Source organism: Pectobacterium carotovorum (assembly GCA_016415585.1).
Classification (GTDB): domain Bacteria; phylum Pseudomonadota; class Gammaproteobacteria; order Enterobacterales; family Enterobacteriaceae; genus Pectobacterium; species Pectobacterium carotovorum_K.
Genome location: CP066552.1, coordinates 1,400,069 through 1,425,662 on the forward strand (window position 1 = coordinate 1,400,069; position 25,594 = coordinate 1,425,662).

The 25,594-nt window shown below is 51.0% G+C and carries 23 protein-coding genes; 10 read left to right on the plus strand and 13 right to left on the minus strand.

Annotation, left to right across the window (positions count from 1 at the left end):
- The first annotated feature begins 4 nt into the window (after nt 1–4).
- Complete coding sequence (gene thiL / locus JFY74_06200) at nt 5–985, plus strand: thiamine-phosphate kinase (protein QQG29631.1); 981 nt, start codon at nt 5–7, stop codon at nt 983–985.
- Nucleotides 960–1,496, plus strand: a complete 537-nt coding sequence (pgpA, locus tag JFY74_06205; GenBank protein QQG29632.1) for a phosphatidylglycerophosphatase A — start codon at nt 960–962, stop codon at nt 1,494–1,496. The genes thiL and pgpA overlap by 26 nt, the downstream gene beginning before the upstream one ends.
- Nucleotides 1,497–1,564: 68 nt before the next feature.
- On the opposite strand, the gene dxs is transcribed toward pgpA, so the two are convergent.
- The 3 genes from dxs to xseB are packed head-to-tail and all read right to left on the minus strand — an operon-like array spanning nt 1,565 to nt 4,605.
- The gene (gene dxs, locus JFY74_06210) at nt 1,565–3,430 is read right to left on the minus strand and encodes a 1-deoxy-D-xylulose-5-phosphate synthase (protein ID QQG29633.1); all 1,866 of its coding nucleotides are present in this window, start codon (nt 3,428–3,430) and stop codon (nt 1,565–1,567) included.
- An 18-nt stretch (nt 3,431–3,448) separates the two neighbouring features.
- On the minus strand, nt 3,449–4,360 hold the full coding sequence (gene ispA, locus JFY74_06215) for a (2E,6E)-farnesyl diphosphate synthase (GenBank protein QQG29634.1): 912 nt from the start codon (nt 4,358–4,360) through the stop codon (nt 3,449–3,451).
- Nucleotides 4,357–4,605, minus strand: coding sequence for an exodeoxyribonuclease VII small subunit (gene xseB / locus JFY74_06220; protein QQG29635.1), 249 nt, complete (start codon nt 4,603–4,605; stop codon nt 4,357–4,359). The genes ispA and xseB overlap by 4 nt, the downstream gene beginning before the upstream one ends.
- A 252-nt stretch (nt 4,606–4,857) precedes the next feature.
- Between xseB and thiI the strand changes: the two genes are divergently transcribed.
- Complete coding sequence (gene thiI / locus JFY74_06225; protein QQG29636.1) at nt 4,858–6,306, plus strand: tRNA 4-thiouridine(8) synthase ThiI; 1,449 nt, start codon at nt 4,858–4,860, stop codon at nt 6,304–6,306.
- 41 nt (nt 6,307–6,347) lie between these two features.
- Here the strand turns inward: thiI and yajL are convergent, their stop codons facing one another.
- Both yajL and panE read right to left on the minus strand, forming a co-directional pair.
- Entirely contained in the window at nt 6,348–6,938 is a 591-nt protein-coding gene (gene yajL, locus JFY74_06230) for a protein deglycase YajL (GenBank protein QQG29637.1), read from the minus strand.
- Entirely contained in the window at nt 6,901–7,809 is a 909-nt protein-coding gene (gene panE / locus JFY74_06235; protein ID QQG29638.1) for a 2-dehydropantoate 2-reductase, read from the minus strand. Before panE ends, yajL begins: the two co-directional genes overlap by 38 nt.
- A gap of 188 nt (nt 7,810–7,997) precedes the next feature.
- Between panE and JFY74_06240 the strand changes: the two genes are divergently transcribed.
- Entirely contained in the window at nt 7,998–8,489 is a 492-nt protein-coding gene (locus JFY74_06240; GenBank protein QQG29639.1) for a YajQ family cyclic di-GMP-binding protein, read from the plus strand.
- A 55-nt stretch (nt 8,490–8,544) separates the two neighbouring features.
- On the opposite strand, the gene JFY74_06245 is transcribed toward JFY74_06240, so the two are convergent.
- From JFY74_06245 to JFY74_06280, 8 genes are all read right to left on the minus strand, one after another.
- Nucleotides 8,545–9,909: an MFS transporter gene (locus JFY74_06245; protein ID QQG29640.1), complete on the minus strand. Its 1,365-nt coding sequence runs from the start codon at nt 9,907–9,909 to the stop codon at nt 8,545–8,547.
- A 163-nt stretch (nt 9,910–10,072) separates the two neighbouring features.
- Nucleotides 10,073–10,963, minus strand: coding sequence for a protoheme IX farnesyltransferase (gene cyoE, locus JFY74_06250; protein QQG29641.1), 891 nt, complete (start codon nt 10,961–10,963; stop codon nt 10,073–10,075).
- Between the two features lie 14 nt (nt 10,964–10,977).
- On the minus strand, nt 10,978–11,310 hold the full coding sequence (locus JFY74_06255; protein QQG29642.1) for a cytochrome o ubiquinol oxidase subunit IV: 333 nt from the start codon (nt 11,308–11,310) through the stop codon (nt 10,978–10,980).
- The gene (locus JFY74_06260) at nt 11,310–11,924 is read right to left on the minus strand and encodes a cytochrome o ubiquinol oxidase subunit III (GenBank protein QQG29643.1); all 615 of its coding nucleotides are present in this window, start codon (nt 11,922–11,924) and stop codon (nt 11,310–11,312) included. Before JFY74_06260 ends, JFY74_06255 begins: the two co-directional genes overlap by 1 nt.
- Nucleotides 11,914–13,905 carry a cytochrome o ubiquinol oxidase subunit I gene (gene cyoB, locus JFY74_06265; protein QQG29644.1) on the minus strand — a complete coding sequence of 664 codons (1,992 nt, stop codon included), beginning with the start codon at nt 13,903–13,905 and terminating at the stop codon, nt 11,914–11,916. The genes JFY74_06260 and cyoB overlap by 11 nt, the downstream gene beginning before the upstream one ends.
- A gap of 4 nt (nt 13,906–13,909) precedes the next feature.
- Nucleotides 13,910–14,872, minus strand: a complete 963-nt coding sequence (gene cyoA, locus JFY74_06270) for a cytochrome o ubiquinol oxidase subunit II (GenBank protein ID QQG29645.1) — start codon at nt 14,870–14,872, stop codon at nt 13,910–13,912.
- Nucleotides 14,873–15,295: 423 nt separating this feature from the next.
- Nucleotides 15,296–16,783: a muropeptide MFS transporter AmpG gene (ampG, locus tag JFY74_06275; GenBank protein ID QQG29646.1), complete on the minus strand. Its 1,488-nt coding sequence runs from the start codon at nt 16,781–16,783 to the stop codon at nt 15,296–15,298.
- A 59-nt stretch (nt 16,784–16,842) separates the two neighbouring features.
- Nucleotides 16,843–17,421 (minus strand): lipoprotein, encoded by a 579-nt coding sequence (locus tag JFY74_06280; GenBank protein QQG29647.1) that lies wholly within the window; start codon nt 17,419–17,421, stop codon nt 16,843–16,845.
- 323 nt (nt 17,422–17,744) lie between these two features.
- On the opposite strand from JFY74_06280, the gene bolA reads away from it, so the two are divergent.
- From bolA to hupB, 6 genes are all read left to right on the plus strand, one after another.
- Nucleotides 17,745–18,059, plus strand: a complete 315-nt coding sequence (gene bolA, locus JFY74_06285; GenBank protein QQG29648.1) for a transcriptional regulator BolA — start codon at nt 17,745–17,747, stop codon at nt 18,057–18,059.
- Between the two features lie 318 nt (nt 18,060–18,377).
- Nucleotides 18,378–19,682, plus strand: a complete 1,305-nt coding sequence (gene tig / locus JFY74_06290; protein ID QQG29649.1) for a trigger factor — start codon at nt 18,378–18,380, stop codon at nt 19,680–19,682.
- A gap of 537 nt (nt 19,683–20,219) precedes the next feature.
- Nucleotides 20,220–20,843, plus strand: a complete 624-nt coding sequence (clpP, locus tag JFY74_06295) for an ATP-dependent Clp endopeptidase proteolytic subunit ClpP (GenBank protein ID QQG29650.1) — start codon at nt 20,220–20,222, stop codon at nt 20,841–20,843.
- Nucleotides 20,844–21,006: 163 nt separating this feature from the next.
- Nucleotides 21,007–22,281 carry an ATP-dependent protease ATP-binding subunit ClpX gene (gene clpX / locus JFY74_06300; protein ID QQG29651.1) on the plus strand — a complete coding sequence of 425 codons (1,275 nt, stop codon included), beginning with the start codon at nt 21,007–21,009 and terminating at the stop codon, nt 22,279–22,281.
- Nucleotides 22,282–22,473: 192 nt separating this feature from the next.
- A complete protein-coding gene (gene lon / locus JFY74_06305; protein QQG29652.1) occupies nt 22,474–24,855 on the plus strand; it encodes an endopeptidase La in 2,382 nt (793 codons plus the stop codon).
- Between the two features lie 321 nt (nt 24,856–25,176).
- Nucleotides 25,177–25,449 (plus strand): DNA-binding protein HU-beta, encoded by a 273-nt coding sequence (gene hupB / locus JFY74_06310; protein QQG29653.1) that lies wholly within the window; start codon nt 25,177–25,179, stop codon nt 25,447–25,449.
- The last annotated feature ends 145 nt before the right edge of the window (nt 25,450–25,594 follow it).

Here is a 25,594-nt window from a genome sequence, read left to right on the forward strand (position 1 = left end):
GGTTATGGTTGAAGGCGAGTTTGACCTTATTGCCCGCTATTTTAATCGGGTCCGAAGTTCACGTCGCGATGTCGAGTTAGGCATCGGTGATGACTGTGCGTTACTGACGGTAGCAGATAAGCAGATGTTGGCGGTGAGTACCGACACGCTGGTATCTGGCGTTCATTTCCTACCTGATATCGATCCCGCCGATCTGGGTTACAAATCTCTGGCGGTCAATTTAAGCGATCTGGCTGCGATGGGCGCCGATCCTGCCTGGCTTTCTCTGGCCATTACCCTACCTAAAAGCAATAGCCAATGGCTATCGGCGTACAGCGACAGCTTGTTTGAGCTGCTTGATTATTATGGCATGCAGTTGGTGGGTGGCGATACGACACGCGGCCCACTGAGCCTGACGCTGACTATCCACGGTTTGGTGCCAGCAGGTCGGGCGTTGACGCGTCGCGGGGCCAGAATTGGTGACTGGATTTATGTTACCGGTTCATTAGGCGACAGCGCGGCGGGTCTGGCTATCCTCCAGAATACACTGCACGTTGATGATGAAGAGACGCGTCAGAGATTGATCCAACGTCACCTCCGTCCTCAGCCGAGAATCCTGCAAGGGCAGGCGTTGCGCGATCTGGCCAGCTCGGCCATCGATCTTTCCGACGGCCTCATCTCCGATCTACAGCATATACTTAAAGCCAGCGAGTGCGGCGCGCGTATTAATCTGGACGCGATCCCACAATCTGATTGGCTGCGGGGTTGCGTCGATGAAGAGCAGGCGCTGCGTTGGGCACTATCTGGCGGCGAAGACTATGAACTGTGCTTTACCGTGCCGGAAATTAACCGTGGTGCGCTGGAACTGGCCTTGGGGCATCTCGGCGCTGACTACACCTGTATCGGGCAAATCGGACCTTCCTCTGAAGGGCTACGCTTTTTCAGGGATAATAAAGCGACCGAGCTGAACTGGAAGGGGTATGACCATTTTAGCGAGCAAAACTGATTCCGCGAATAAGGCGAAAGGCGCTGAAGTGGCAAAACGCCGCTTACGGCTGAGCAACCCGTGGCACCTACTAGCAACCGGGTTTGGCAGCGGTCTGTCGCCCTGGATGCCGGGTACGGTAGGGTCATTGGCGGCGATCCCACTGTGGTACCTCATGTCGTTCCTGCCGCTTGAATTGTATTCGCTGTTGGTCATGCTGAGCATTTGTATCGGTGTTTACCTGTGTCACCAGACAGCGAAAGATATGGGCGTTCACGATCACGGCAGCATCGTCTGGGACGAGTTTGTCGGTATGTGGATTACCCTGATGGCGATTCCGGTGGATAAATGGCAATGGGTGGCGGCAGGGTTTGTCGTCTTCCGCTGTCTGGATATCTGGAAACCCTGGCCGATTCGTTGGTTCGATCGCAACGTGCATGGCGGCATGGGCATTATGATCGACGATATCGTCGCGGGAGTGATCTCTGCGGGGATTATCTATTTTATCGGCTATCACTGGCCGATATTTTGACGTCATTCTGTTATTGAACCACTGACATTATTGAACCGGGGCCTTGTGCCCCGGTTATCGTTAGTAGTTTATTCCATCCACAGCGTGATTCTGCGCTCGATGCCTGTGGCATCCAAACCCAGATCGGCTCGGATTTCTTCCTGCGAGCCTTGTGGGATAAAGACGTCCGGTAGTCCAATGTTCAGCACCGAGACGGCAAGGCGTTTCGCCATCAGGAATTCATTCACGCCGCTCCCTGCGCCGCCCATGACCGCATTCTCTTCCAGCGTCACAAACGTGCTGTGGGACTGCGCCAGCTCTTCAAGTAACGCTTCATCCAGCGGTTTCACAAAGCGCATGTCGACGAGGGTGGCGTTTAACTTCTCTGCCGCAATCTGGGCTTCCGGCAATAGCGTACCGAAGTTCAGAATCGCGATCGTTTCGCCCTGACGACGCACCACGCCTTTGCCGATTGGCAGCTCTGAGAGCGGCGTCAGTTCCGTACCCGTACCGTTTCCCCGCGGATAGCGCACCGCCGTCGGGCCTTTCTGGTAGTGATAGCCCGTGTGCAGCATCTGGCGACACTCGTTTTCATCACTGGGCGTCATGATGATCATGTTCGGGATACAGCGTAAGAAAGAGAGATCGAACGCCCCCTGATGAGTCTGCCCATCCGCCCCGACAATACCGCCGCGATCGATAGCAAACAGAACCGGTAGATTCTGGATTGCTACATCGTGGATGACCTGATCGTAGGCACGTTGCAGGAAAGTCGAGTAAATGGCGACAACCGGATGATAACCACCGACAGCCAGACCGGCAGCAAACGTCACGGCATGCTGCTCGGCAATCGCTACGTCAAAATATTGCTGTGGGTAGTCGCGGGAGAATTGCACCATGCCAGAGCCTTCGCGCATGGCAGGCGTGATTGCCATGAGCTTGCTGTCTTTGGCGGCCGTTTCCTGTAGCCATTGACCGAAGATTTTTGAATAGGTAGGTTGCGCGCCTTCTTTGCTTTTCGGTAGCGTGCCGCTGGCCGGATCGAATTTCGGTACCGCGTGCCAACTGATCGGATCCTGCTCGGCAGGGGCGTAACCTTTACCTTTCTTCGTCATGATGTGCAGAAGCTGCGGGCCTTTCAGATTACGCATGTTCTTTAGCGTATGCGCCAGCGCCTGAACGTCATGACCGTCAACCGGGCCGATATAGTTAAAACCCAGTTCCTCAAATAGCGTACCCGGCACGACCATGCCTTTAAGGTGTTCTTCGGTGCGTTTCACCAGCTCTTTGATGGGCGGCAGGCCGGATAAGACCTTTTTACCGCCTTCGCGCAGGCTGGCGTAGAGCTTGCCGGATAGCAGCTGCGCCAGATGGTTGTTCAATGCGCCGACGTTTTCTGAAATCGACATTTCATTGTCGTTCAGCACCACCAGCAGATCGGATTTGATGTCGCCCGCGTGGTTCATCGCCTCAAAGGCCATGCCTGCGGTAATCGCGCCGTCGCCGATCACACAAACGGTACGACGGCCTTTTCCTTCACGCTCGGCCGCAACGGCCATGCCCAGTCCGGCACTGATTGAGGTGGATGAATGGCCGACGCTTAATACGTCATATTCGCTTTCATCACGCCATGGAAAAGGGTGCAAGCCGCCTTTCTGGCGGATCGTTGAAATACGTTCGCGACGGCCTGTGAGGATCTTGTGCGGATAAGCCTGATGGCCAACATCCCACACCAGATGATCGAAAGGGGTGTTATAGACGTAATGCAGTGCAACCGTTAATTCAACCGTCCCTAACCCAGAAGCAAAATGGCCGCTTGAACGGCTGACGCTGTCCAGCAGATATTGGCGCAGCTCATCGCACAGTTTTGGCAGGCTCTCTTTCGGTAATAACCGAAGTTCATCCGGTGTTTCCACTAACGCCAATGTAGGGTATTTCGCGGTATCAAAACTCATTAGAGACTCATTAGGTAATTACTTATCGCGTTCAACGATGAAATTCGCCAGCGCTTGTAGTGGGGCAATATTCAGGGGAATCGGGCTGGATGCGACGAGATCGTCCAGCGATGCCAGTGATTCCTGATAGAGCTCCTGTGCTTTTTTTCGTGCGTTATCTAACCCCAGTAAGCTGGGATAGGTGCTTTTACCTAACTGCTGGTCTGCACCCTGACGTTTGCCTGTTGTCGCGCTGTCGCCAACAACATCGAGAATATCGTCTTGAACCTGAAAAGCGAGCCCAATCGCGTTAGCGTAGCGATCCAGATGGGGCAAAGCGGCGCGACCTGTTTCACCAGCTGCCAGTGCGCCTAGTCGGACAGCGGCGCGAATCAATGCACCGGTTTTGTGGCGATGAACCCGCTCTAACGCGGCCAGATCGACCTGATGGCCCTCGGCTTCCAGATCGAAAGCCTGACCACCGCACATGCCTGCTACGCCACTGGCGTGAGCCAATTCTGAAATCATCGCCAGTCGATCGCGGTCAGAGACCTGCGGCATTGGCGCGTCGGCCAGAATGGAGAATGCCAGCGTTTGCAGTGCATCCCCCGCAAGAATGGCATTAGCCTCACCAAACTTGATGTGGCAGGTTGGCTGTCCACGGCGTAAATCGTCGTCGTCCATTGCTGGCAGATCGTCATGAATCAATGAATAAGCATGGATACATTCGACTGCCGCAGCAGGGGCATCCAGACTCTCTAACGACATGCCAAACAGTTCACCAGTAGTATAAACCAGAAACGGACGCAGGCGTTTGCCTCCTAAGAGTGAGCCATACTCCATCGCATTGACCAGTGGACTACTCTGAAAGGGGAGGCTGGCGATGAAATGCCCCAACATCCGGTTAGTGCGTTGGTAATGTGCATTCAGTTGCGTGCTGAAATCGGTCATAGCGAGTCGTTATCCGGCGTAAACGGTGACAGCGGCGCATCGGGATCGTCGCTCAGCAGGATTTGTACGCGCTGTTCCGCCTGTTGCAGTTTTTGCTGACCCTGGCGAGCGAGCTGGATGCCATGCTCAAACTCATTTAGTGCATAGTCCAGCGGCAGTTCGCCTGATTCGAGGCGGGTAACGATTTTTTCCAGTTCGTTCAGCGAGCTTTCAAAGCTGACTGGCTGCTCGGTCTTCTTAGGCATAGTGGTTTCAGAATCCTGGTGTTATACGCCGTTGGCTTGTGGCGGCAGAGCGTGGTGTTGCGTGTGGTCATCTGTGGATACGCAACAATTATACGGTTAAAGCGCACAGTATATCTTCATATAATGATATACTCCGCGCCTTGGATGCTATTGGTAAAATCATCTCTGTTCTGGCTGATTTTACCGATAACGTGATTTTAGTGCTCAGGGTAAATTTATTTGCGCCTTTCTGACCAAGTAACGACAGCCACCATGAAGTTTATCATTAAATTGTTCCCGGAAATCACCATCAAGAGCCAATCTGTGCGGTTGCGCTTTATCAAGATTCTAACCGGAAACATTCGCAACGTATTAAAACACTATGATGAAACGCTGGCGGTTGTCCGTCACTGGGATCATATCGAAGTTCGTGCCAAAGATGAAAATCAGCGTGGAACGATTCGTGATGCGCTAACAAGAATTCCGGGTATTCACCATATTCTGGAAGTTGAAGATCATTCTTATACAGATGTACATAACATCTTTGAACAGGCGCTGGCGTTGTATCGTGAGCGGTTGGAAGGCAAGACGTTTTGTGTGCGAGTGAAACGCCGCGGTAAGCATGAGTTTAGCTCTCAGGACGTGGAGCGCTACGTCGGCGGCGGTTTGAACCAGCACATTGAAACGGCACGAGTCAATCTCACTGCACCGCAGGTCACCGTGCATCTGGAAATCGAGCAGGACCGTCTGCTGCTGATTAAAGGGCGCTATGAAGGTATCGGCGGCTTCCCGATCGGTACGCAGGAAGATGTGCTGTCACTGATTTCCGGTGGTTTCGACTCTGGCGTATCCAGCTATATGTTGATGCGTCGTGGATGCCGCGTGCATTACTGCTTCTTCAACCTTGGCGGTGCAGCACATGAGATCGGTGTGAAACAGGTAGCACACTATCTGTGGAACCGTTTTGGTAGCTCGCATCGGGTGCGTTTTATTGCTATCGACTTCGATCCTGTCGTGGGTGAAATTCTGGAGAAGGTTGACGACGGTCAGATGGGTGTCGTGCTGAAGCGCATGATGGTGCGAGCGGCCTCCAAAGTTGCTGAGCGTTACGGTGTTCAGGCGTTGGTGACTGGTGAAGCGTTAGGGCAGGTGTCCAGCCAGACGCTGACCAACCTGCGTTTGATCGATAACGCCTCCGACACCCTGATTCTGCGTCCGCTGATTTCTCACGATAAAGAACACATTATCAAACAGGCTCGTGAACTGGGGACGGAAGATTTCGCCAAAACGATGCCGGAATACTGTGGTGTGATCTCCAAAAGCCCGACGGTGAAGGCGGTAAAAGCGAAGATCGAGGCCGAAGAAGGCCACTTTGATTTCGCTATCCTTGATCGCGTGGTGAGTGAAGCCCGGAATATTGATATCCGCGAGATCGCCGAGCAGACCAAACAAGACGTGGTTGAAGTCGAAACGGTCGCGTCGTTTGCGCCAACGGACGTGCTGCTGGATATCCGTGCGCCGGATGAACAGGACGATAAGCCGCTTGAGCTAGATCAGGTCGAAATCAAATCGTTACCGTTCTACAAGCTGGGTACGCAGTTTGGCGATTTGGATCAGAGCAAAACCTATCTGCTTTACTGCGAGCGTGGCGTGATGAGCCGCTTGCAGGCGCTGTATCTGCGTGAGCAAGGTTTTACCAATGTGAAGATATACCGTCCGTAATGAGAAAGGCGCGCAAGCGCCTTTTTCCTCAGTCTTAATCGCTAATCGCGATAGTTATGAATTCCCGGCGGCAGGATGAGCTGCGCGGCGACTTCGGCGGCTTTTTCTTTTCCCAGCAGCAAATCAATGATCTTCAGCGCGAAATCCATGCTGGTGCCCGGCCCCTGCGTGGTTAACAAATTCACGCGCGGATCGTACACGACGCGCTTTTCCATCCATTTTTCTGGCGCAATCTTATCCTTAAACGCAGGATAGCCCGTCATGTTTCCGACGGGGAACAGCTGATGATATTCCAGCACCAGCGCAGGCGTTGCACACATCGCGGCGACAATTTTCCCTTCCAGATGCGCTTGTCGAATGCATTCCACCAGTATTGGGCTATCACGGAAGCACTCCGCACCTTGCAGGCCACCCGGTAACACCAGCACATCGAAAGGCCGATCGGCGACGGTAGCCAGTGGGGCATCTGCCAGCAGCCTTACCCCGCGTGAGCAGACGATTTCCAGATTGCCATCGCTGGCTACACTGGCAAGTGTGACCTGAATACCCGCTCGGACAAGCAAATCTATGGTCGTGACGGCTTCAGTTTCTTCACTACCAGGTGCCAGACACACCAGTGCCGATGCGGTCATAATCATTTTCCTTTTGCTTAATGTAGTCAAACAGACGGGCATTTTCGGGGAGTGTCAGACCGTGGAGACGCGCACGGTGCAGTAAATACCCGGTAATGTAGTCAATTTCGGTATGTCGCTGAGCGAGGATGTCCTGCAACATCGATGAGGTGTTTGCCGCGGTGTTCTGAATAATTTGATTCACGTAGAGCAGCAGGCTATCTTGCGATGTATGGAAGCCTTCCCGTTCCATGACGCTGGTCACTTCCTGACAAAGCGATGCAATCAGTTCCGGGTACGCAGAAAGCTCGCCATTGGTACAATGATATTTCACCGTGAGCGGATTGATGACGCAGTTAGCTGCCAACTTCAGCCAGCAGGTAGCGCTAATATTGGTGCGCCAGGCCACATCAGGCAAGGCCTGATGCAACACTTCAGCTAAATGGCTTTGGCTACTGTCGCCATTAAACGTGCCGATATGCGTTGTGCCTGCCGCAACGTGTACGACGTTATTTGCGTCGCGTCGGGCGGCGTGGGTGGTGATACCGAGTACCAGTGGCTGCTGCAGCGACGGTAATTCTTCCCGCGTACCCATCCCATTGTGTAAAAGCAGAATCGTGCAATGCGGGTTGAGCTGCGGCAACAGCACGGTAACGGCATCGGAAACCTGCCAGGCTTTTAGCGTCACCAGCAGAAGTTCGCTTTGGGCAAGATGATCGGGATCGTTCGCCGTCAGGTTGAGATTACAGTGCTGACCGTCCAGCATAGTGACATTGACTGGACAATACGGTTGCGGAATGCGCAGCCATCCCTGGACATCATGCCCTTGCTGATGTAACGCAGCGAGCCAAAGTTGGCCCAGCGCGCCACAGCCAAGAACGGTGATTTTCATGTGCGTCTCCCTTATTTGATGCGGGCGCTGTCGTTCTGCCATCATAGGCTATCATTCATGTCGCGATCTTGTGTTATTCGGCCTGTTTGCCGGATGCCGCGTAAAAATCGGGATTGTATCTGGCATCTTGCTTATCGCAGAAGAGCGGTTATTATGCTCGCCAGCCAAATTTGTCAGGAGAGCGAATTATGCCATCTTTCGATATTGTTTCGGAAATTGATATGCAGGAAGTCCGTAACGCGGTGGAAAATGCGACGCGCGATCTGAGCACCCGTTGGGATTTTCGTAATGTTCCGGCCAGCTTTGAACTGAATGAGAAATCACAGAGTATCAAAGTGGCTAGCGAGTCTGATTTTCAGGTGCAACAGCTGATTGATATCATGCGCGAAAAGTTGCTGAAACGCGGGATTGAAGGCGGTGCGTTAGAAGTCCCGGAAGAGTTCGAGCATAGCGGTAAAACGTACAGCGTGGAAGCGAAGCTGAAGCAGGGCATTGAGACTACGCAGGCGAAGAAAATCGTCAAGCTGATCAAAGACAGCAAACTGAAAGTGCAGGCGCAGATTCAGGGTGAACAGGTTCGCGTCACCGGTAAATCACGCGATGATTTGCAGGGTGTGATGGCGTTGATTCGCGGCGGGAATCTGGGGCAACCGTTCCAGTTTACCAACTTCCGCGATTGATACTTTTAGTCAGCCGCCGATGAACAGAAAGGCCAGCGTAAGCTGGCCTTTCTATTTAGTTCTGTCCTACCAACTGTTCTAACTGCTGCCGATTGGTTTTCTTATTATCGATCTTCACATAGGCACTCTGTTCATCCGGCACGACCACAACTTCTGCAACGCCGGGTTGGGTACGTATTTTCTGTTCTAATTCACTATCGCGCAGCGCTAAATCAGGCAGGGTAATTCTCAGGCTGCTGAGATAAGGCGGTTCTTGCATGGTGAAGCTGACGAGTAGCCAGACGGCTGAAATGGCTGCACCAGCCATAAACACGGCAGAAGCACCATAAAGCTCAAACAGCCCGCCGCCGAGGCTCCCGCCAATTGCCACACCGATAAACTGCGTGGTGGAGTAAACGCCCATCGCGGTGCCTTTATATCCCGCAGGTGATTCCTTGCTAATCAGCGATGGCAGCAGTGCTTCCATAACGTTGAAGGCCAGGAAGAACAACTGTACACCGATGATAATTTGCCAAAGATGGTTACCCGCCGCCCATAAGACAACCTCTGCGGCGATCAGCACCACGATACAGCCGATGAAGACCTGCTTCATTCGTCTTTTCACTTCAGCATAAATGATAAAAGGCACGACGCCGGCAAAAGAGATCAGCATCGTGGTCAGATAGACTTTCCAATGCTCCTGCGGTGCCAGCCCCGCAGATTCCATTACGCGCGGCAGGGCGACGAAGCTCGACATCAATAAAATATGCAGACACATAATGCCGATGTTCAGTTTCAGCAGGCGGCTATTGCTGAGTACTTTGCGGAAACTGCCGCGCACCATCGCCGATTCTCGATTCAGAACGTGCTCAGGTGCGGAAGGAATCAGCGTCAGAGTAATGACAATACCTGCGAGTGACAGAAGGGCAATGCCCCAGAAGAGCGCCTGTAAACCGAAGGCATGGGTAACGATAGGCCCAACGACCATCGCGATAGCAAAGGTGACGCCGAAGCTCACACCGATAAACGCCATGGCTTTCGTTCGGTTCTGCTCACGCGTCAGGTCGGAAAGCAGCGCCATAACGGCAGCGGAGATTGCCCCCGCGCCTTGCAGTGCACGGCCAAGGATAATGCCCCAGATAGAATCGCTCAGTGCGGCGATAACGCTACCGAGAGCAAAAATCAACAGCCCGCCGACGATCAGGGGTTTTCTGCCGATGCGGTCTGAGGCCAGACCGAAGGGAATCTGGAAAATAGCCTGCATCAGGCCATAAATACCAATCGCAATACCGATCAGTGCTTCACTGGCACCCTGGAAGGCCATGCCGTAAGTCGTCAGGACAGGCAACACCATGAACATGCCAAGCATGCGTAGTGAAAAAACGGCTCCCAAGCCCCATGTGGCGCGTAATTCGCCAGGGGTCATTTTATTATCGTTCATGTGTACCTCGGAAAACAATTAGCGCTATTTTAGTGCGTTATTGACCAAACAGTAAACGATAGGTTTGTTACGTGATTTGGCGGAGGAGAGGCGGGGGAGGGCAGAAGAAGAAACAGGTGGACGAGCCACCTGTTTTTCTTAATGCATGTAACGCTGCTTGTGATTAACGCAGATAGGTCAGCATGATTTCATGCGCTGGTGCCATTGAATCCACAGACATCATGACGCTCAGCGAGGTAATCGCGACAATGGAGAAAACAAACAGTTTTCTTGCCCACACGCGGTCATCAATCGCATTTTTATAGCCTGACAGCGCCATACCCAACCACCAGACGCTAACTGCTGCGGCAACGATCAGATATTTGTAGCCGGCATAGCCGCCGAGAGACAGCATCAGAGTCGCTACCGCAAACGCCACGATGTACAGCGTGATGTGGTGTTTCGCAACGGAGATGCCTTTCACAACCGGTAGTACCGGGATGTTAGCGGCCTGATAATCCTTGAAGCGGAAAATCGCAATCGCGTATGAATGCGGCATCTGCCACAGGCTAAAGATCAGCAGCAGAATCAACGCGCCAGCATCGAACTGGTTGCTGACGGCACAGTAACCGATAACCGGTGGTGCTGCGCCGGACAGGCTGCCAATCAGCGTGCCATAAACAGAATGCCGCTTCATGTACAGGCTATACACACCGACATACACGACGAAGCCCATCACCGCCAGCCACATGGCCAGCGGGTTAGCCGCGATGTAGAGCAGAGCAAAGCCCGCAATACCTAACAGTGATGCGTAAACCAGCGTTACCTTCAGCGAAATCAGTCCCTTTACCAGAACCCGATTTTTGGTTCTCTCCATTTTCTTGTCGATGTCGCGGTCAATGACGTTGTTAAACACGCAGCCAGATGCAACGACTAACGACACACCCACGAGGGTGGCGAAAAACAGGGGATAATCAATGCGGCCTTGGGCCGCAAGGAGAAATCCACCGATAACGGAAATCAGATTTCCGAAAATAATTCCTGGTTTAGTAACTTGCAGGTATTGCTTAATCATCTTTTACGGCTCTGTTACTGGATCATCATATTGTGGTGTGCGCTCATCATAATCCAGATGGAGCCCACGACGACAATAGCGATAATCAGGACGGCAAACACAAGAGCCACCACGTTCCAGCGCTCTTCTGAGGACGTATTCAGGTGCAGGAAGTACACCAGATGTACCAGAATCTGAACCACTGCACATCCCACCACCGTGAAAAGGATGGCGCTATGCGAGGCAGTGCCGCTCATAACCATACTGAAAGGAATCACTGTCAAAATTACAGACAGAACAAAACCTATCACGTATGACTTAACGCTGCCGTGGCTGGCACCTGAATGATCGGTTGTTGAATGACTCATTACATCGCCCCCAGCAGATAAACAACGGTGAAGACACAGATCCATACCACGTCGAGGAAGTGCCAGAACAGGCTAAGGCACATCAGACGTGTTTTGTTGGTTGCAGTCAGGCCACGTTTAGAGACCTGAATCATCATGATGACCAACCAAATCAGACCGCCTGTTACGTGAATCCCGTGGGTACCGACCAGTGCGAAGAAGGCAGACAGGAACGCGCTGCGATCCGGGCCATAGCCTTCAACGATCAGATGATGGAACTCATAGATTTCCATCCCGATAAACACGAGACCGAACAGGAAGGTCACGCCCAGCCAGGCATTAACCTGGGATTTGTTGCCCTTGTTCATGGCGATCATCGCCATGCCGTAGGTAATACTACTGAACAACAGGGCGAACGTTTCCACCAGCACGAAAGGCAGTTGGAAAAGCTCTTTCCCGGTTGGGCCACCCGCAGTACCGTTAACCAGTACCGCATAGGTTGCGAACAGTGACCCGAAAATAATCAGGTCGCTCATCAGGTAGACCCAGAAGCCGAATACCTTGGTCGCGCCTGTGTCGTGGTGCCCATGCTCTGCATGGGCTGTATTGTGGTTAGTCAGAGTTTCAGTTGACATGTTTCACGCCTGCCTTACTGAGTTGATCAAAATTCTGATTCTCAATTTGCTCAATTTCTTTAACCGGCACGTAGTAATCCACGTCTTGATTAAAGCTATGCACAATCCAGGTCACAATCATGCCAGCGAAGCCAGCGATGGCAAGCCACCAGATATGCCAGATCATGGCAAAACCGAATACCAGGCTGAATGCGGAGATAATCACACCGGCGCCGGTGTTCTTCGGCATGTGAATATCTTCATAGCTGGCAGGGCGCTTGTAAGCTTCACCTTTCTCTTTCGCTTCCCAGAATGCGTCACGATCGTTGATGTGTGGCACGATAGCGAAGTTATAGAACGGTGCAGGAGAAGAGGTTGCCCACTCCAGCGTACGTCCACCCCACGGGTCGCCCGTCAGATCGCGGTTCTGGTGACGGTCACGGATACTGACGTAGAACTGAATAACCTGACACAGCACACCGATACCGATCAAAACCGCACCGATGGAGGCCACAACCAGCAAGGCGTGGAACTCAGGGTTGATTTGCTGGCTCAGACGGCGCGTCATCCCCATGAAGCCAAGAATGTACAGCGGCATGAAGGCAACAAAGAAGCCGATAATCCAGAACCAGAACGCGCGTTTGCCCCAGGTTTCGTTCAGGGTGAAGCCAAAGGCTTTCGGGAACCAGTAAGTAATACCCGCGAAGCAACCGAACACGACGCCGCCGATGATCACGTTGTGGAAGTGAGCAATCAGGAACAGGCTGTTATGCAGGACGAAGTTCGCCCCCGGCACGGCCAGCAGAACCCCGGTCATCCCACCAATGGTGAAGGTAATGATGAAGCCCGTGGTCCACAGCATCGTGGAGTGAGACTGAATACGGCCTTGATACATGGTGAACAGCCAGTTGAAGATTTTAACCCCGGTCGGGATTGAAATAATCATGGTGGCTATGCCAAAGAAGGCGTTGACGTTTGCGCCGGACCCCATGGTAAAGAAGTGGTGCAGCCAAACAATGAACGACAGAACCGTAATCGCAATGGTTGCCCATACCAGTGAGGTGTAGCCAAACAGACGTTTTTTACAGAAGGTGGCAACTACTTCGGAGTAAACACCGAATATTGGTAGCACCAGAATGTAAACCTCAGGATGACCCCATGCCCAAATCAGGTTGATGTACATCATCATGTTGCCACCCATATCATTGGTAAAGAAATGGGTGCCGAGGTAACGGTCAAGCGTCAGCAGCGCAATGGTAACGGTCAATATCGGGAATGCGGCGATGATCAGCACGTTGGTACACAGTGCCGTCCAGGTAAATACTGGCATTTTCATCAGCGTCATACCAGGTGCGCGCATCTTCAGAATGGTGGCGAAGAAGTTAACCCCTGTCAGCGTAGTACCGACACCGGATATCTGTAGACTCCATATCCAGTAATCGACCCCGACGCCGGGACTGTACTCCTTCCCTGAAAGCGGTGGATATGCCACCCAGCCGGTTTGCGCAAACTCACCCACCCCGAGAGAAAGGTTGATTAAGACAACACCAGCCACAAACAGCCAGAAGCTAAGGGAGTTCAGGAAGGGGAAAGCAACGTCACGTGCACCAATCTGCAAAGGAACCGCAAGGTTCATCAGGCCAACAACAAACGGCGTCGCCACGAAGAAGATCATGATGACACCGTGCGCGGTGAAAATCTGATCGTAGTGGTGAGCGTTTAGAAAGCCTTCTTGTCCGGCAGAAGCAAGCACCTGCTGGCCGCGCATCATGATGGCATCGGCAAAACCACGAATCATCATCACCAGACCGACGATGATGTACATGATACCGATTTTCTTGTGGTCGACAGAGGTGAACCATTCGGCCCACAGCCATTTCCACTTACCGAAATAGGTTATTGCCGCCAGCAGCGCAAGGCCGCCAACGATGATCGCCGCCACGGTGACCATAATAATGGGTTCGTGATATGGAACCGCATCGAGTGTAAGTTTTCCGAACATCGTATTATCCCTCGGCTCCTTTGTGCGAGCCATGCTCGCCCATGTTCATACCCTCACTGTGTTGCATGTTTTCGTCGTGCTTCATGCCTTCACCATGATGTTGCATGTTCATGCCGCTGCCTGTGAATTTGCGAATAAGATTATTAAACAAATCCGGCTGGACACTGGAGAAGTATTCGACAGGATGGAATTCACTTGGTTTAGCCAAAGCGTTGAATTCATCCATGGTATTCAGTGTCTTAGGGGACGACCGAACGTTCGCAACCCACTGGTCGAACTCTTGTTGAGTTGGCGTAGCAATCGCGGTGAACTTCATACCAGAGAAGCCTTTACCACTATAGCCGCCAGAGATACCGTCATATTTGCCCGGTTCGTTAGCGATCAGGTGGAGCTTCGTCTGCATTCCGGCCATGGCATAGATTTGTCCACCAAGACGAGGGATGAAGAAGGAGTTCATCACGGAGTCGGATGTGATCTTGAACGCAACAGGCACGTTGGCAGGGAAAGCCAGTTCGTTAACCGTCGCGATACCTAGATCCGGGTAAACAAACAGCCATTTCCAATCAAGCGAAACAACTTCGACATTGATAGGTTTGACGTCTGACACCAGTGGCTTATAGGGATCAAGCGAGTGGGTCGTCTTCCAGGTAATCGTGCCAAGAATGACGATAATGATAATTGGTACAGTCCAAACTACAGCTTCTATCTTATTGGAGTGTGACCAGTTCGGGGTATATTTTGCCTTTTCATTGGAAGCACGAAACTTCCAGGCAAAAGCTATCGTCATAACGATAACGGGAATCACAACGATCAACATCAGCCCGATGGCAGTCAGTATTAACGATCTTTGCTCTAACCCGATCTCTCCTTTGGGGTTCATCAGCGCCATATCGCAACCGCTCAGCAAAGCAGTGGCTGCAAATAAAGACAGCATCCCAAAAATTGTATTGTATTTCTTGAGTCTCATCTAGCGACCTCAATAACAAGGGCTCTATTGTCATTTTACGCGAGCGGGCATTTTACGGGAAGGTTACTGCACTGTAAACATGATTAAGGTTATGTCAGCCGTTTGTTGCTGTTTTTTGCCCTTAATGTCACAAAGATAGCCAAAATAAAAATGGTATTGAAAAACAGCAAATTAAGAGGCTGCCCAGATAAGAGTATGGAAGGATAATAAGAAATTACAACTCATCGTAACGCTTATTTTCTATTTTTAGTTTGGTGAAATTTTTGCTCAACCTGCGTTTTTGATGACAAATGAAATTAGTTTTGGGGGATTTTACGAGGAAATAAAATTCCCTGTAGCAAGATATTATGAGAAAAATAATTAAATAAAGGAACGGTGTAATAGGTTCAGGCAGCAGATGAGCACTGCCTGAACGAATATTAGCTAGCGTACTGACGATTTTGACGCCCGCCTGAGTGACAGGTAATCCAACAAGCTACCGAAGAAAATGCCCAGCAGAGCAAGCGTACCGCCTGCGGCGAGCAGGTATTCTGCCAACAGAGGCAATGAGGACCATTCCAGCGCATTGCTGATCAGCAGCATGAGCCACAATGCCAGCACGATCACACCCAATCCCAACATATGTAAGGCTTTCTTGTAATAGTTCTGGAAGTTTGTGCGTAACTGAAAGGTGTCGGTTTTCTGGGTAAACTCCAACGTCTCACGGCAGATCAGCAGGATGGCCAGGCCCGGTAACGCGGCAAAAATCGAGAACAGGTAGAACCATGCCCAGCCATAGGATTCGACAAACCAGCCTGCGATAGGGCCAACGTAAACCCGTCCGACGGCGGCAAGGGCGGAAAGCAGAGCAAACTGTGTGGCTGAAAACGATTTATTACACAGCGTCATCAATAGTGCGACAAACGCAGCCGTTCCCATACCGCCGCAGAGGTTTTCCAGAAAAACAGCGGTAGCCATGGTGAACAGACTTTTGGCTGTGATAGCCAGCAGCCAGTATCCCGCGTTGGACACGGCCTGAAGAATACCAAACAGCATCAGCGCTCTGAACAACGAGAGCCGCTGCATCAATAATCCGCCGTAAATGGCTCCCACGATGGTGGCGAAGAGTCCAAGCGTCTTATTCACCAGCCCGACATCACCAGCATTAAAACCAACGCCGCGTATCAGGAAGGTTGTCGTCAGGCTGACCGCAAAGGCATCACCGAGCTTGTATAACACGATAAGCAGAAGAATGAGCCAAGCATTGTTGCGTGCAAAGAAGTCGCGCAGGGGGGCAACAATCGCTTGTTCCATGCTGCGTGGCGCTGGCTGGCTATTCAGTGGTTCCGGTGCTAACAGGGTCGCGAACACACCGATCAGCATGAGTCCTGCCATTAACCAATAGGTGGCCTGCCAGCCGAAATAGCGATCGGCCATCCACAACGCCAGTCCACCAGAAACCAGCATCGCCAGACGATAACCTAATACTGAGGTGGCTGCGCCCGTACCGCGTTCTTCTGGAGGAAGTAAATCCGTCTTATAGGCATCAAAAACAATATCCTGAGACGCGGAGCAGAACGCGACCAGAACCGCCAGCGCAGCCAGCCACCAGAGATCGCGAGCCGGGTTCATAAATCCCATACCAATAATGGCAGCGATCAGCAGAAGTTGACTGAGAATCAGCCAGCCGCGGCGTCTGCCGAGAAACGGTGGGGTGTAGCGGTCCATCAGCGGGGACCACAGGAATTTGAATACGTAGGCTTGACCAACCAGAGAGAAAAAACCAATGGTTTTCAGATCGACATTCTCGACAGTCATCCAAGCTTGCAATGTGCCTGATGTCAATGCCAGTGGTAAACCGGAAGCGAAGCCAAGCAACAGCATAAAAAGCGAATTACGTTGGCTGAATAAAGCAATGATGCGACTAAACATGAAGAGTCCTTTCCCTTGCTCCATGAGTGTTCAGGAGCAAGGGAAGCGGCGTACAGAAATTAACGGGCGTTTTCTTTGATAAAGCCACTTACAGTCGTGTCTTGCGCCATGTCGTTGATGACATCGCCTAACACCGTGTTAACGGCATTGGTAATATTTTCGTTATTGGCAGTAAACGCGCCCTGAACATTATAGGTTGAGCGGTAGTTCTTCACCTGCTTGTTGCCATTCGCCGCCTGAGAAATGATGGAAATATCCGCTTTGGTGGTGATGTTGTAGCGCAGGTTGCCTTCGGAGACATCAGCGTACAGGTGGTTTACTACGATCTGCAAGGCGACTGGGCCACTGGCTCCGATCATGTAACCGCGTGCGGTCATTTGTTTTTCCAACGCTTCTTGCAACAGGAAACGCAGATCGCGAGAAGGTGTCAGCGTAATCAGTTGGCCATCGCGATTCACTTTCGCCAGAGCTTGATCGGCGCGCTGGTCTGCACCATTGATGCTAATCGTTACGCCCATCAGCGTCGGATCCTGAGAAGGCACGCTAATTTTTGGGGTGATGTTCAAGGTGTTGCTTTTTGCTGCACATCCTGCAAGCAGAATTACGGCCAGAAGAGGGAAAAATAATTTTTTTAACATTCGTATTTTCTCAGTAATGATTAGTGTGGTGAGCTGACAAATATTGTTGATATCATATCATCGCCACAGGCAGGAAAAAGATCCGATAGCAGGTAAATTGTCCTGAAATTCATCTTTTTCACGCTTTTGACCTGGAAAAACCGTTTTTATCACATCAAGACCGTCGATGATATATCAACCCGTGGCGTACAGCTTTCTTCTCTCGATGCTGTTTTTACGCATAACAGGTTGAAAAACGATGAGGTTATAATGATTCGGGCATCGGTGAATGACAGTAATGTCGCGTTGATATCAAATTTTCCCCAAGCCGAAAGGGTAGCCGTATGATGCGTGAAACGATAGAAGACAAGCTGCGTGTGGGTTTTAAACCCGTTCATTTAGAAGTGACTGATGAGAGTTATCGTCACAACGTACCTGCGGGAGCAGAAAGCCATTTTAAAGTTGTGCTGGTCAGCGATAAATTCACGGGCGAACGCGTGATTGGGCGACATCGTGCGGTCTATGCCGTGTTGGCTACGGAGCTGGCAGGGTCAGTGCATGCGTTAGCGCTGCATACGTATACGGCAAAAGAGTGGACCAGTTTGCAAAATGCCGTCCCTTCTTCACCGCCTTGCGGTGGCGCTGGCATCCTTTCTTAAGTCATTAATATGGCCCGTTCCTGGCATATCGGGGCGGGTTACTGACAAAAGTGTGAATCCGTTGCTGTAATAGTCCGCCCGCCGTTCTCGACTCATCCTCTCTATATCGCTATAATACGCGTCTAATTTTTTCCTGAATGTATTCGGGACGCTTCTGACTACAAGGACGGGGTTGGCAATTTCCCGGTTCTGCGAGGTTGATTTGAGCTGTACGCCTTCGGTGGCAGCAGTCTGAATAAGTGTCGCTGTCGTGAGAGTTTTTCGTCGCGAGAATAGTTTTGGGGTTGACCGATCACTGTGATTTTTTGAGGTAACAAGATGCAAGTTTCAGTTGAAACCACTCAAGGTCTGGGACGTCGCGTAACGATTACCGTTGCTGCTGACATCATTGAGAGTGCGGTGAAGAGCGAGCTGGTCAACACGGCCAAAAAAGTACGTATTGACGGTTTTCGTAAAGGCAAAGTGCCGATGAATGTTGTTGCTCAGCGTTATGGTGCCTCTGTGCGTCAGGACGTATTGGGTGACCTGATGCAGCGCAACTTTGTTGACGCGATCATCAAAGAAAAAATTAATCCGGTTGGCGCGCCTAACTACATCCCTGGCGAATATGCTGTAGGTGGCGACTTCACTTACTCTGTTGAATTTGACGTGTACCCAGAAGTCGAGCTGAAAGGTCTGGATGCAATCGAAGTTGAAAAACCGGTTGTTGAAGTCACTGATGCTGACGTTGATACCATGCTGGATACGCTGCGTAAGCAACAGGCGACCTGGAAAGAAACTGACCGCGCTGCGACAGCGGAAGATCGTGCAACGATCGATTTCACCGGTTCTATCGACGGTGAAGTCTTCGAAGGCGGAAAAGCGTCCGACTTCGTTCTGGCAATGGGCCAGAATCGCATGATCCCAGGCTTTGAAGATGGCATCGTTGGGCACAAAGCGGGTGAAGAATTCACTATCAACGTGAACTTCCCAGAAGATTACCACGCTGAAAACCTGAAAGGAAAAGCGGCTCAGTTCGCTATCGTCCTGAAGAAAGTTGAAGAGCGTGAGCTGCCTGAACTGACTGAAGAATTCATCAAACGTTTCGGCGTGGCTGATGGTTCTCAGGAAGGTCTGCGTGCTGAAGTTCGTAAAAATATGGAACGTGAGCTGAAAGGCGCGGTGCGTAACCGTGTGAAAACTCAGGTTCTGGACGGACTGATCAACGCAAACGAAATCGACGTGCCAGTTGCACTGATCGATGGCGAAATCGACGTTCTGCGTCGCCAGGCTGCACAGCGTTTTGGCGGCAACGAGAAGCAAGCGCAGGAATTACCGCGTGAGCTGTTCGAAGAGCAAGCTAAACGCCGTGTTGTTATCGGTCTGTTGCTGGGCGAAGTGATCAGCACCAATGAGCTGAAAGCTGACGAAGCACGCGTTAATGCGCTGATCGAAGAGATGGCCTCTGCTTATGAAGATCCGCAGGAAGTTATCGAGTTCTACAGCAAAAACAAAGAGCTGCTGAACAACATGCGTAACGTTGCTCTGGAAGAGCAAGCGGTAGAAACCGTACTTGCTAAAGCGAAAGTTGTTGAGAAATCAGTAAGCTTCAACGAACTGATGAACCAAACGACTACGGCATAAACCTTGTTGATATCAACATTGTTTATTGCGTAGCGGGAATGCTTCCCAATCAAAAGCCCGTGCCTTATGGCGCGGGCTTTTTGCTTGGTTCTTTGTGCAATACTGATGATGATCGTTTGGGGGCTACGTCGTATCTGGTTTTCCTGTCAGGGGATACACGAAGAATGACCGCCTGAAATTGCACTACTATTAAGTCAGGCAATTAACTCAGGCTGCGAATTTGTTAGGTCAGGCAACGAGTTAAACTGCAGTGTTGCCGTGCCGATAACGTATTAAGAATAAAATAATTGGCTCTTTAATAGAGAACGATTGATAGTGTAAGCTTGAAATACAATGCGTGTGCCCCCACTCACTGAAGAGGAAAAGTGGGCACAGCAGGTAAGGATTCTCGGTCGTATGGGTTGTTCAACTGAAGTGGGGCAGGGTTCCATAGTCATCCCTCTCTATCTCTAGTAGAATTGAGTATTACTATGATTGAACCGCGCAATGATTGAACAACGCTAAGAGTGCCGGACGCATTTTATCTAGGAGACGTGAATGTCATACAGTGGCGAACAAGAAAGACAAGCACCTCATATGGCATTAGTGCCGATGGTGGTTGAACAGACCTCGCGTGGGGAACGTTCTTACGATATCTATTCCCGTCTGCTAAAAGAACGGATAATCTTCCTGACTGGTCAGGTGGAAGATTACATGGCGAATCTGGTTGTGGCACAGATGCTGTTTCTGGAAGCCGAAAACCCAGAAAAAGACATTTATCTGTACATTAACTCTCCAGGTGGCGTCATTACTGCTGGTATGTCCATTTACGACACCATGCAGTTTATCAAGCCAGATGTTAGCACGATCTGCATGGGACAGGCCTGTTCCATGGGCGCGTTCCTGTTGACGGCGGGAGCCAAAGGCAAACGTATTTGCCTGCCTAACTCGCGCGTCATGATTCACCAGCCATTGGGTGGTTTCCAAGGGCAGGCAACGGATATTGAAATCCATGCCAAAGAAATACTGAAAGTGAAAGCCAAGATGAATGAGCTGATGGCGAAACATACGGGTCAGCCTCTTGAAGCGATAGAGAGAGACACCGAGCGCGATCGTTTCCTCTCTGCCAGTGAGGCAGTAGATTACGGTTTGGTAGACTCCGTATTCACTAACCGTGGGTGATAATTCGCCATATTAGCGGTCTGGTGTAGCTAAAAATCAGTGTTCGACCGATAGTCTGTTGTGCGAGGTTATTTTACGCGTATTAGCTATAAGTATCGGCGTTCGTTGTAGCGGTATCGCTGTGGTTGGCCTGCGGGCAAAAGACGAAAAAGAGGTTTAACTCATGACAGATAAGCGCAAAGACGGTTCAGGAAAGTTACTGTACTGCTCTTTTTGCGGCAAAAGCCAGCATGAAGTGCGTAAGCTGATTGCCGGGCCGTCGGTGTATATCTGCGATGAATGTGTTGACTTGTGTAACGACATCATTCGCGAAGAAATTAAGGAAATGGCGCCCCACCGTGAGCGCAGTGCGTTGCCGACGCCACACGAAATTCGCCGCCACCTTGACGATTACGTCATCGGTCAAGAGCAGGCCAAGAAGGTGTTGGCCGTTGCGGTTTATAACCACTATAAACGCTTGCGTAATGGTGACAGCAGCAACGGGATCGAACTGGGTAAAAGTAACATCCTGCTGATCGGTCCTACGGGGAGCGGTAAGACGCTGCTGGCTGAAACGCTGGCGCGCTTCCTGGACGTTCCGTTCACTATGGCGGATGCGACTACGCTGACTGAAGCGGGCTACGTCGGTGAAGACGTTGAGAACATTATTCAGAAGCTATTGCAGAAGTGCGATTACGATGTGCAGAAAGCGCAGCGTGGCATTGTCTACATCGATGAAATCGACAAGATTTCTCGTAAGTCAGACAACCCATCGATCACCCGCGATGTCTCTGGTGAAGGCGTTCAGCAGGCTCTGCTAAAGCTGATCGAAGGCACTATCGCAGCGGTTCCACCGCAGGGTGGACGTAAGCATCCGCAGCAGGAGTTCTTGCAGGTTGATACCTCCAAGATCCTCTTTATCTGTGGCGGTGCGTTCGCGGGTCTGGACAAAGTGATCGAGCAGCGTACCGACACGGGACGCGGCATTGGCTTTAACGCAACGGTTAAAGGCACCGCAGATAAAGCGACAGAAGGCGAGTTGTTGGGCAAGGTTGAGCCAGGTGATTTGATTAAATTCGGTTTGATTCCTGAGTTTATTGGTCGTCTGCCAGTCGTTGCTACGCTGAGAGAACTGAGCGAAGACGCGCTGATTCAGATTCTGCGTGAGCCGAAGAATGCGCTGACCAAACAGTATCAGGCGTTGTTCAATCTGGAAGGCGTCGAGCTGGAATTCCGCGATGAAGCGCTGACGGCGATTGCCAAGAAAGCGATGGTGCGTAAAACCGGTGCGCGTGGTCTGCGTTCTATCGTTGAAGCTGCTCTGCTGGATACCATGTATGACCTGCCATCGCTGGAAAGCGTGGATAAAGTCGTCATTGATGAATCCGTTATTGCGGGCCAGTCCGAACCATTGCTGATCTATGGCAAACCCGAGACACAGCAGGCTTCCGGCGAATAATTAATCAATTTGGCTGTATCAAAAAATAAAAATGGGGGATTTTATCCCCCATTTGTTTTTTACACGCATGCTGGTCGTTGAATGTGAGACATTTATCCCCATATACTCAAATACCTATTTGATGAAACCCGTGAAAACCGCGTTTCACGAGATTCCCATAACCTGGCGGAAACGAAACTAAGAGAGAGCTCTATGAACCCTGAGCGTTCCGAACGCATAGAAATCCCCGTATTGCCATTGCGCGATGTGGTGGTTTATCCGCACATGGTCATTCCGTTGTTTGTTGGTCGGGAGAAATCGATTCGGTGCCTTGAAGCCGCAATGGATCATGATAAGAAGATCATGCTGGTGGCACAGAAAGAAGCTTCAACGGATGAGCCAAGTATTAACGATCTTTTCTCGGTAGGAACGGTAGCCTCAATTCTTCAAATGCTGAAACTGCCGGACGGCACGGTAAAAGTGCTGGTCGAGGGGTTACAGCGTGCGCGTATTACGACGCTTTCTGACAGCGGTGAACATTTCGCTGCACACGCAGAATATCTTGATTCCCCAGCGATTGATGAGCGCGAGCAAGAAGTGCTCATGCGCACGGCGGTCAATCAGTTTGAGGGATACATCAAGCTGAACAAGAAGATCCCGCCGGAAGTGCTGACATCTCTGAACAGCATTGACGATGCTGCGCGTTTGGCCGACACCATTGCTGCGCACATGCCGCTGAAATTGGCTGATAAGCAGTCTGTACTTGAAATGTTCGATATTACTGAACGTTTGGAGTATCTGATGGCGATGATGGAATCCGAAATCGACTTGTTGCAGGTAGAGAAACGGATCCGAGGCCGCGTTAAGAAGCAAATGGAAAAAAGCCAGCGTGAGTACTATCTGAATGAGCAAATGAAAGCTATTCAGAAAGAGCTGGGTGAGATGGATGACGCACCGGATGAACACGAAGCGTTAAAACGCAAGATTGAAGCGGCAAAAATGCCGAAAGACGCACGTGAGAAAGCCGAAGCAGAATTACAAAAGCTGAAAATGATGTCACCGATGTCAGCGGAAGCGACAGTGGTGCGCAGCTATATCGACTGGATGGTGCAGGTGCCGTGGAATGCGCGCAGCAAAGTGAAGAAAGATTTGCTGAAAGCGCAGGAAATGCTGGATACCGACCATTACGGTCTCGATCGTGTGAAAGAGCGTATTCTCGAATACCTCGCGGTACAAAGCCGTGTCAGTAAGATCAAAGGGCCGATTCTGTGTCTGGTGGGGCCACCTGGCGTGGGTAAAACCTCGCTCGGTCAGTCTATCGCCAAAGCGACCGGACGTCAGTATGTTCGCATGGCGTTGGGTGGCGTGCGTGACGAAGCGGAAATTCGCGGGCATCGCCGTACCTATATCGGTTCAATGCCGGGCAAGTTGATCCAGAAAATGGCGAAAGTCGGTGTGAAAAACCCGCTATTCCTCCTGGATGAGATCGACAAGATGTCTTCCGACATGCGTGGCGATCCGGCTTCTGCCTTACTGGAAGTGCTCGATCCTGAGCAGAACGTGGCGTTTAACGATCACTATCTGGAAGTCGACTACGACCTATCCGATGTGATGTTTGTTGCGACATCTAACTCCATGAACATCCCGGCACCGCTGCTTGACCGTATGGAAGTCATTCGTCTTTCCGGCTATACCGAAGACGAAAAACTGAATATCGCCAAACAGCATCTGCTGCCGAAACAGATCGAACGTAATGCGCTGAAAAATGGCGAGCTGTCGGTAGAAGACAGCGCGATTGTTGGCATTATCCGTTATTACACGCGTGAAGCTGGCGTGCGTAGCCTGGAGCGCGAAATCTCCAAGCTGTGCCGTAAAGCAGTAAAAACGCTGTTGATGGATAAATCTACTAAGCATATCCAGATTTCAGGCGATAACCTTAAGGATTTCCTTGGGGTACAACGCTTTGACTATGGCCGTGCGGACGATGAAAATCGCGTAGGGCAGGTGACCGGACTGGCCTGGACGGAAGTGGGCGGCGACCTGCTGACGATTGAAACTGCCTGCGTGCCGGGCAAAGGTAAGCTGACTTATACCGGTTCACTGGGTGAGGTCATGCAGGAGTCGATTCAGGCTGCGCTTACCGTGGTTCGTGCCAGAGCGGAAAAATTAGGCATCAATGCTGATTTTTACGAGAAACGTGATATCCACGTTCACGTTCCAGAAGGTGCGACGCCGAAAGACGGTCCGAGTGCGGGTATCGCGATGTGTACCGCACTGGTTTCTTGTTTGACTGGGAACCCGGTGCGTGCCGATGTGGCGATGACAGGGGAAATTACCCTGCGTGGTCTGGTGCTGCCGATTGGTGGTCTGAAAGAGAAGCTTCTGGCCGCACACCGTGGTGGTATCAAGACGGTATTGATTCCAGATGACAACAAGCGCGATCTGGAGGATATCCCACAGAACGTGATTGCCGATCTGGAAATCCATCCGGTGAAACGTATTGAGGAAGTGTTAGCGTTCGCGTTGCAGAATTCGCCTTCTGGCATGCAAGTGGTCACGGAGCCTAAAACCAAGGCCAAAGCTAAGGCAAAATAGTGACCTGTCGCAAAAACCCTTGAGAAAATCGGGGCTGGTGAGTGAAATCGTACTTGCCAGCTTTTTTTTGTACCGCTAAGTTAGAGCACTGTTAGTTTTAGCCGTAACTGGCTAAGCATGACAGTATTGATAATATACACTAAATAATTCGAGTTGCAGGAAGGCGACGACGCAGAGAGTCCCAGGAGCTTACATCAGTAAGTGACTGGGATGAGCGGGGAAAGCCAACGCACATGTAGCTTGAAGTATGACGGGTATAAGTTACGTGTCGCGTCTTGGGACATTGAAGCGCGATAAGAGAATTCCAGAGGGGATGACAGAGTGAACAAGTCACAATTGATCGACAAAATTGCCGCAGATGCTGATATTTCCAAAGCGGCAGCAGGGCGTGTGTTGGATGCAATTATTGGTTCCGTTACCGAATCCCTGAAAGAAGGGGATGATGTTGCTTTGGTTGGTTTTGGTACTTTTTCAGTGCGTGAACGTGCTGCTCGTACCGGCCGTAACCCGCAAACTGGTAAAGAAATCAGTATCCCTGCGGCGAAAGTACCAGGATTCCGTGCTGGTAAAACGCTGAAAGACGCCGTTAACTGATTATTACGTCACAGGTTTGGCTGATAACCACTTTGGGTGCCAAACAATACCTGACGCAATGATATTGGTAGGGTAAGATACGAGGCGCATCATTTTATGATGTGCCTTTTATTTATATAGGATTTTACCCTAAATAATTCGAGTT

What these genes read in the sequence shown, in the direction of transcription:
- thiL (QQG29631.1), top strand. Translation starts at nt 5, where the DNA reads ATGGTTGAAGGCGAGTTTGACCTTATTGCCCGCTATTTTAATCGGGTC.
- pgpA (QQG29632.1), top strand. Translation starts at nt 960, where the DNA reads ATGACCATTTTAGCGAGCAAAACTGATTCCGCGAATAAGGCGAAAGGC.
- dxs (QQG29633.1), bottom strand. Translation starts at nt 3,430, where the DNA reads ATGAGTTTTGATACCGCGAAATACCCTACATTGGCGTTAGTGGAAACA.
- ispA (QQG29634.1), bottom strand. Translation starts at nt 4,360, where the DNA reads ATGACCGATTTCAGCACGCAACTGAATGCACATTACCAACGCACTAAC.
- xseB (QQG29635.1), bottom strand. Translation starts at nt 4,605, where the DNA reads ATGCCTAAGAAGACCGAGCAGCCAGTCAGCTTTGAAAGCTCGCTGAAC.
- thiI (QQG29636.1), top strand. Translation starts at nt 4,858, where the DNA reads ATGAAGTTTATCATTAAATTGTTCCCGGAAATCACCATCAAGAGCCAA.
- yajL (QQG29637.1), bottom strand. Translation starts at nt 6,938, where the DNA reads ATGACCGCATCGGCACTGGTGTGTCTGGCACCTGGTAGTGAAGAAACT.
- panE (QQG29638.1), bottom strand. Translation starts at nt 7,809, where the DNA reads ATGAAAATCACCGTTCTTGGCTGTGGCGCGCTGGGCCAACTTTGGCTC.
- JFY74_06240 (QQG29639.1), top strand. Translation starts at nt 7,998, where the DNA reads ATGCCATCTTTCGATATTGTTTCGGAAATTGATATGCAGGAAGTCCGT.
- JFY74_06245 (QQG29640.1), bottom strand. Translation starts at nt 9,909, where the DNA reads ATGAACGATAATAAAATGACCCCTGGCGAATTACGCGCCACATGGGGC.
- cyoE (QQG29641.1), bottom strand. Translation starts at nt 10,963, where the DNA reads ATGATTAAGCAATACCTGCAAGTTACTAAACCAGGAATTATTTTCGGA.
- JFY74_06255 (QQG29642.1), bottom strand. Translation starts at nt 11,310, where the DNA reads ATGAGTCATTCAACAACCGATCATTCAGGTGCCAGCCACGGCAGCGTT.
- JFY74_06260 (QQG29643.1), bottom strand. Translation starts at nt 11,924, where the DNA reads ATGTCAACTGAAACTCTGACTAACCACAATACAGCCCATGCAGAGCAT.
- cyoB (QQG29644.1), bottom strand. Translation starts at nt 13,905, where the DNA reads ATGTTCGGAAAACTTACACTCGATGCGGTTCCATATCACGAACCCATT.
- cyoA (QQG29645.1), bottom strand. Translation starts at nt 14,872, where the DNA reads ATGAGACTCAAGAAATACAATACAATTTTTGGGATGCTGTCTTTATTT.
- ampG (QQG29646.1), bottom strand. Translation starts at nt 16,783, where the DNA reads ATGTTTAGTCGCATCATTGCTTTATTCAGCCAACGTAATTCGCTTTTT.
- JFY74_06280 (QQG29647.1), bottom strand. Translation starts at nt 17,421, where the DNA reads ATGTTAAAAAAATTATTTTTCCCTCTTCTGGCCGTAATTCTGCTTGCA.
- bolA (QQG29648.1), top strand. Translation starts at nt 17,745, where the DNA reads ATGATGCGTGAAACGATAGAAGACAAGCTGCGTGTGGGTTTTAAACCC.
- tig (QQG29649.1), top strand. Translation starts at nt 18,378, where the DNA reads ATGCAAGTTTCAGTTGAAACCACTCAAGGTCTGGGACGTCGCGTAACG.
- clpP (QQG29650.1), top strand. Translation starts at nt 20,220, where the DNA reads ATGTCATACAGTGGCGAACAAGAAAGACAAGCACCTCATATGGCATTA.
- clpX (QQG29651.1), top strand. Translation starts at nt 21,007, where the DNA reads ATGACAGATAAGCGCAAAGACGGTTCAGGAAAGTTACTGTACTGCTCT.
- lon (QQG29652.1), top strand. Translation starts at nt 22,474, where the DNA reads ATGAACCCTGAGCGTTCCGAACGCATAGAAATCCCCGTATTGCCATTG.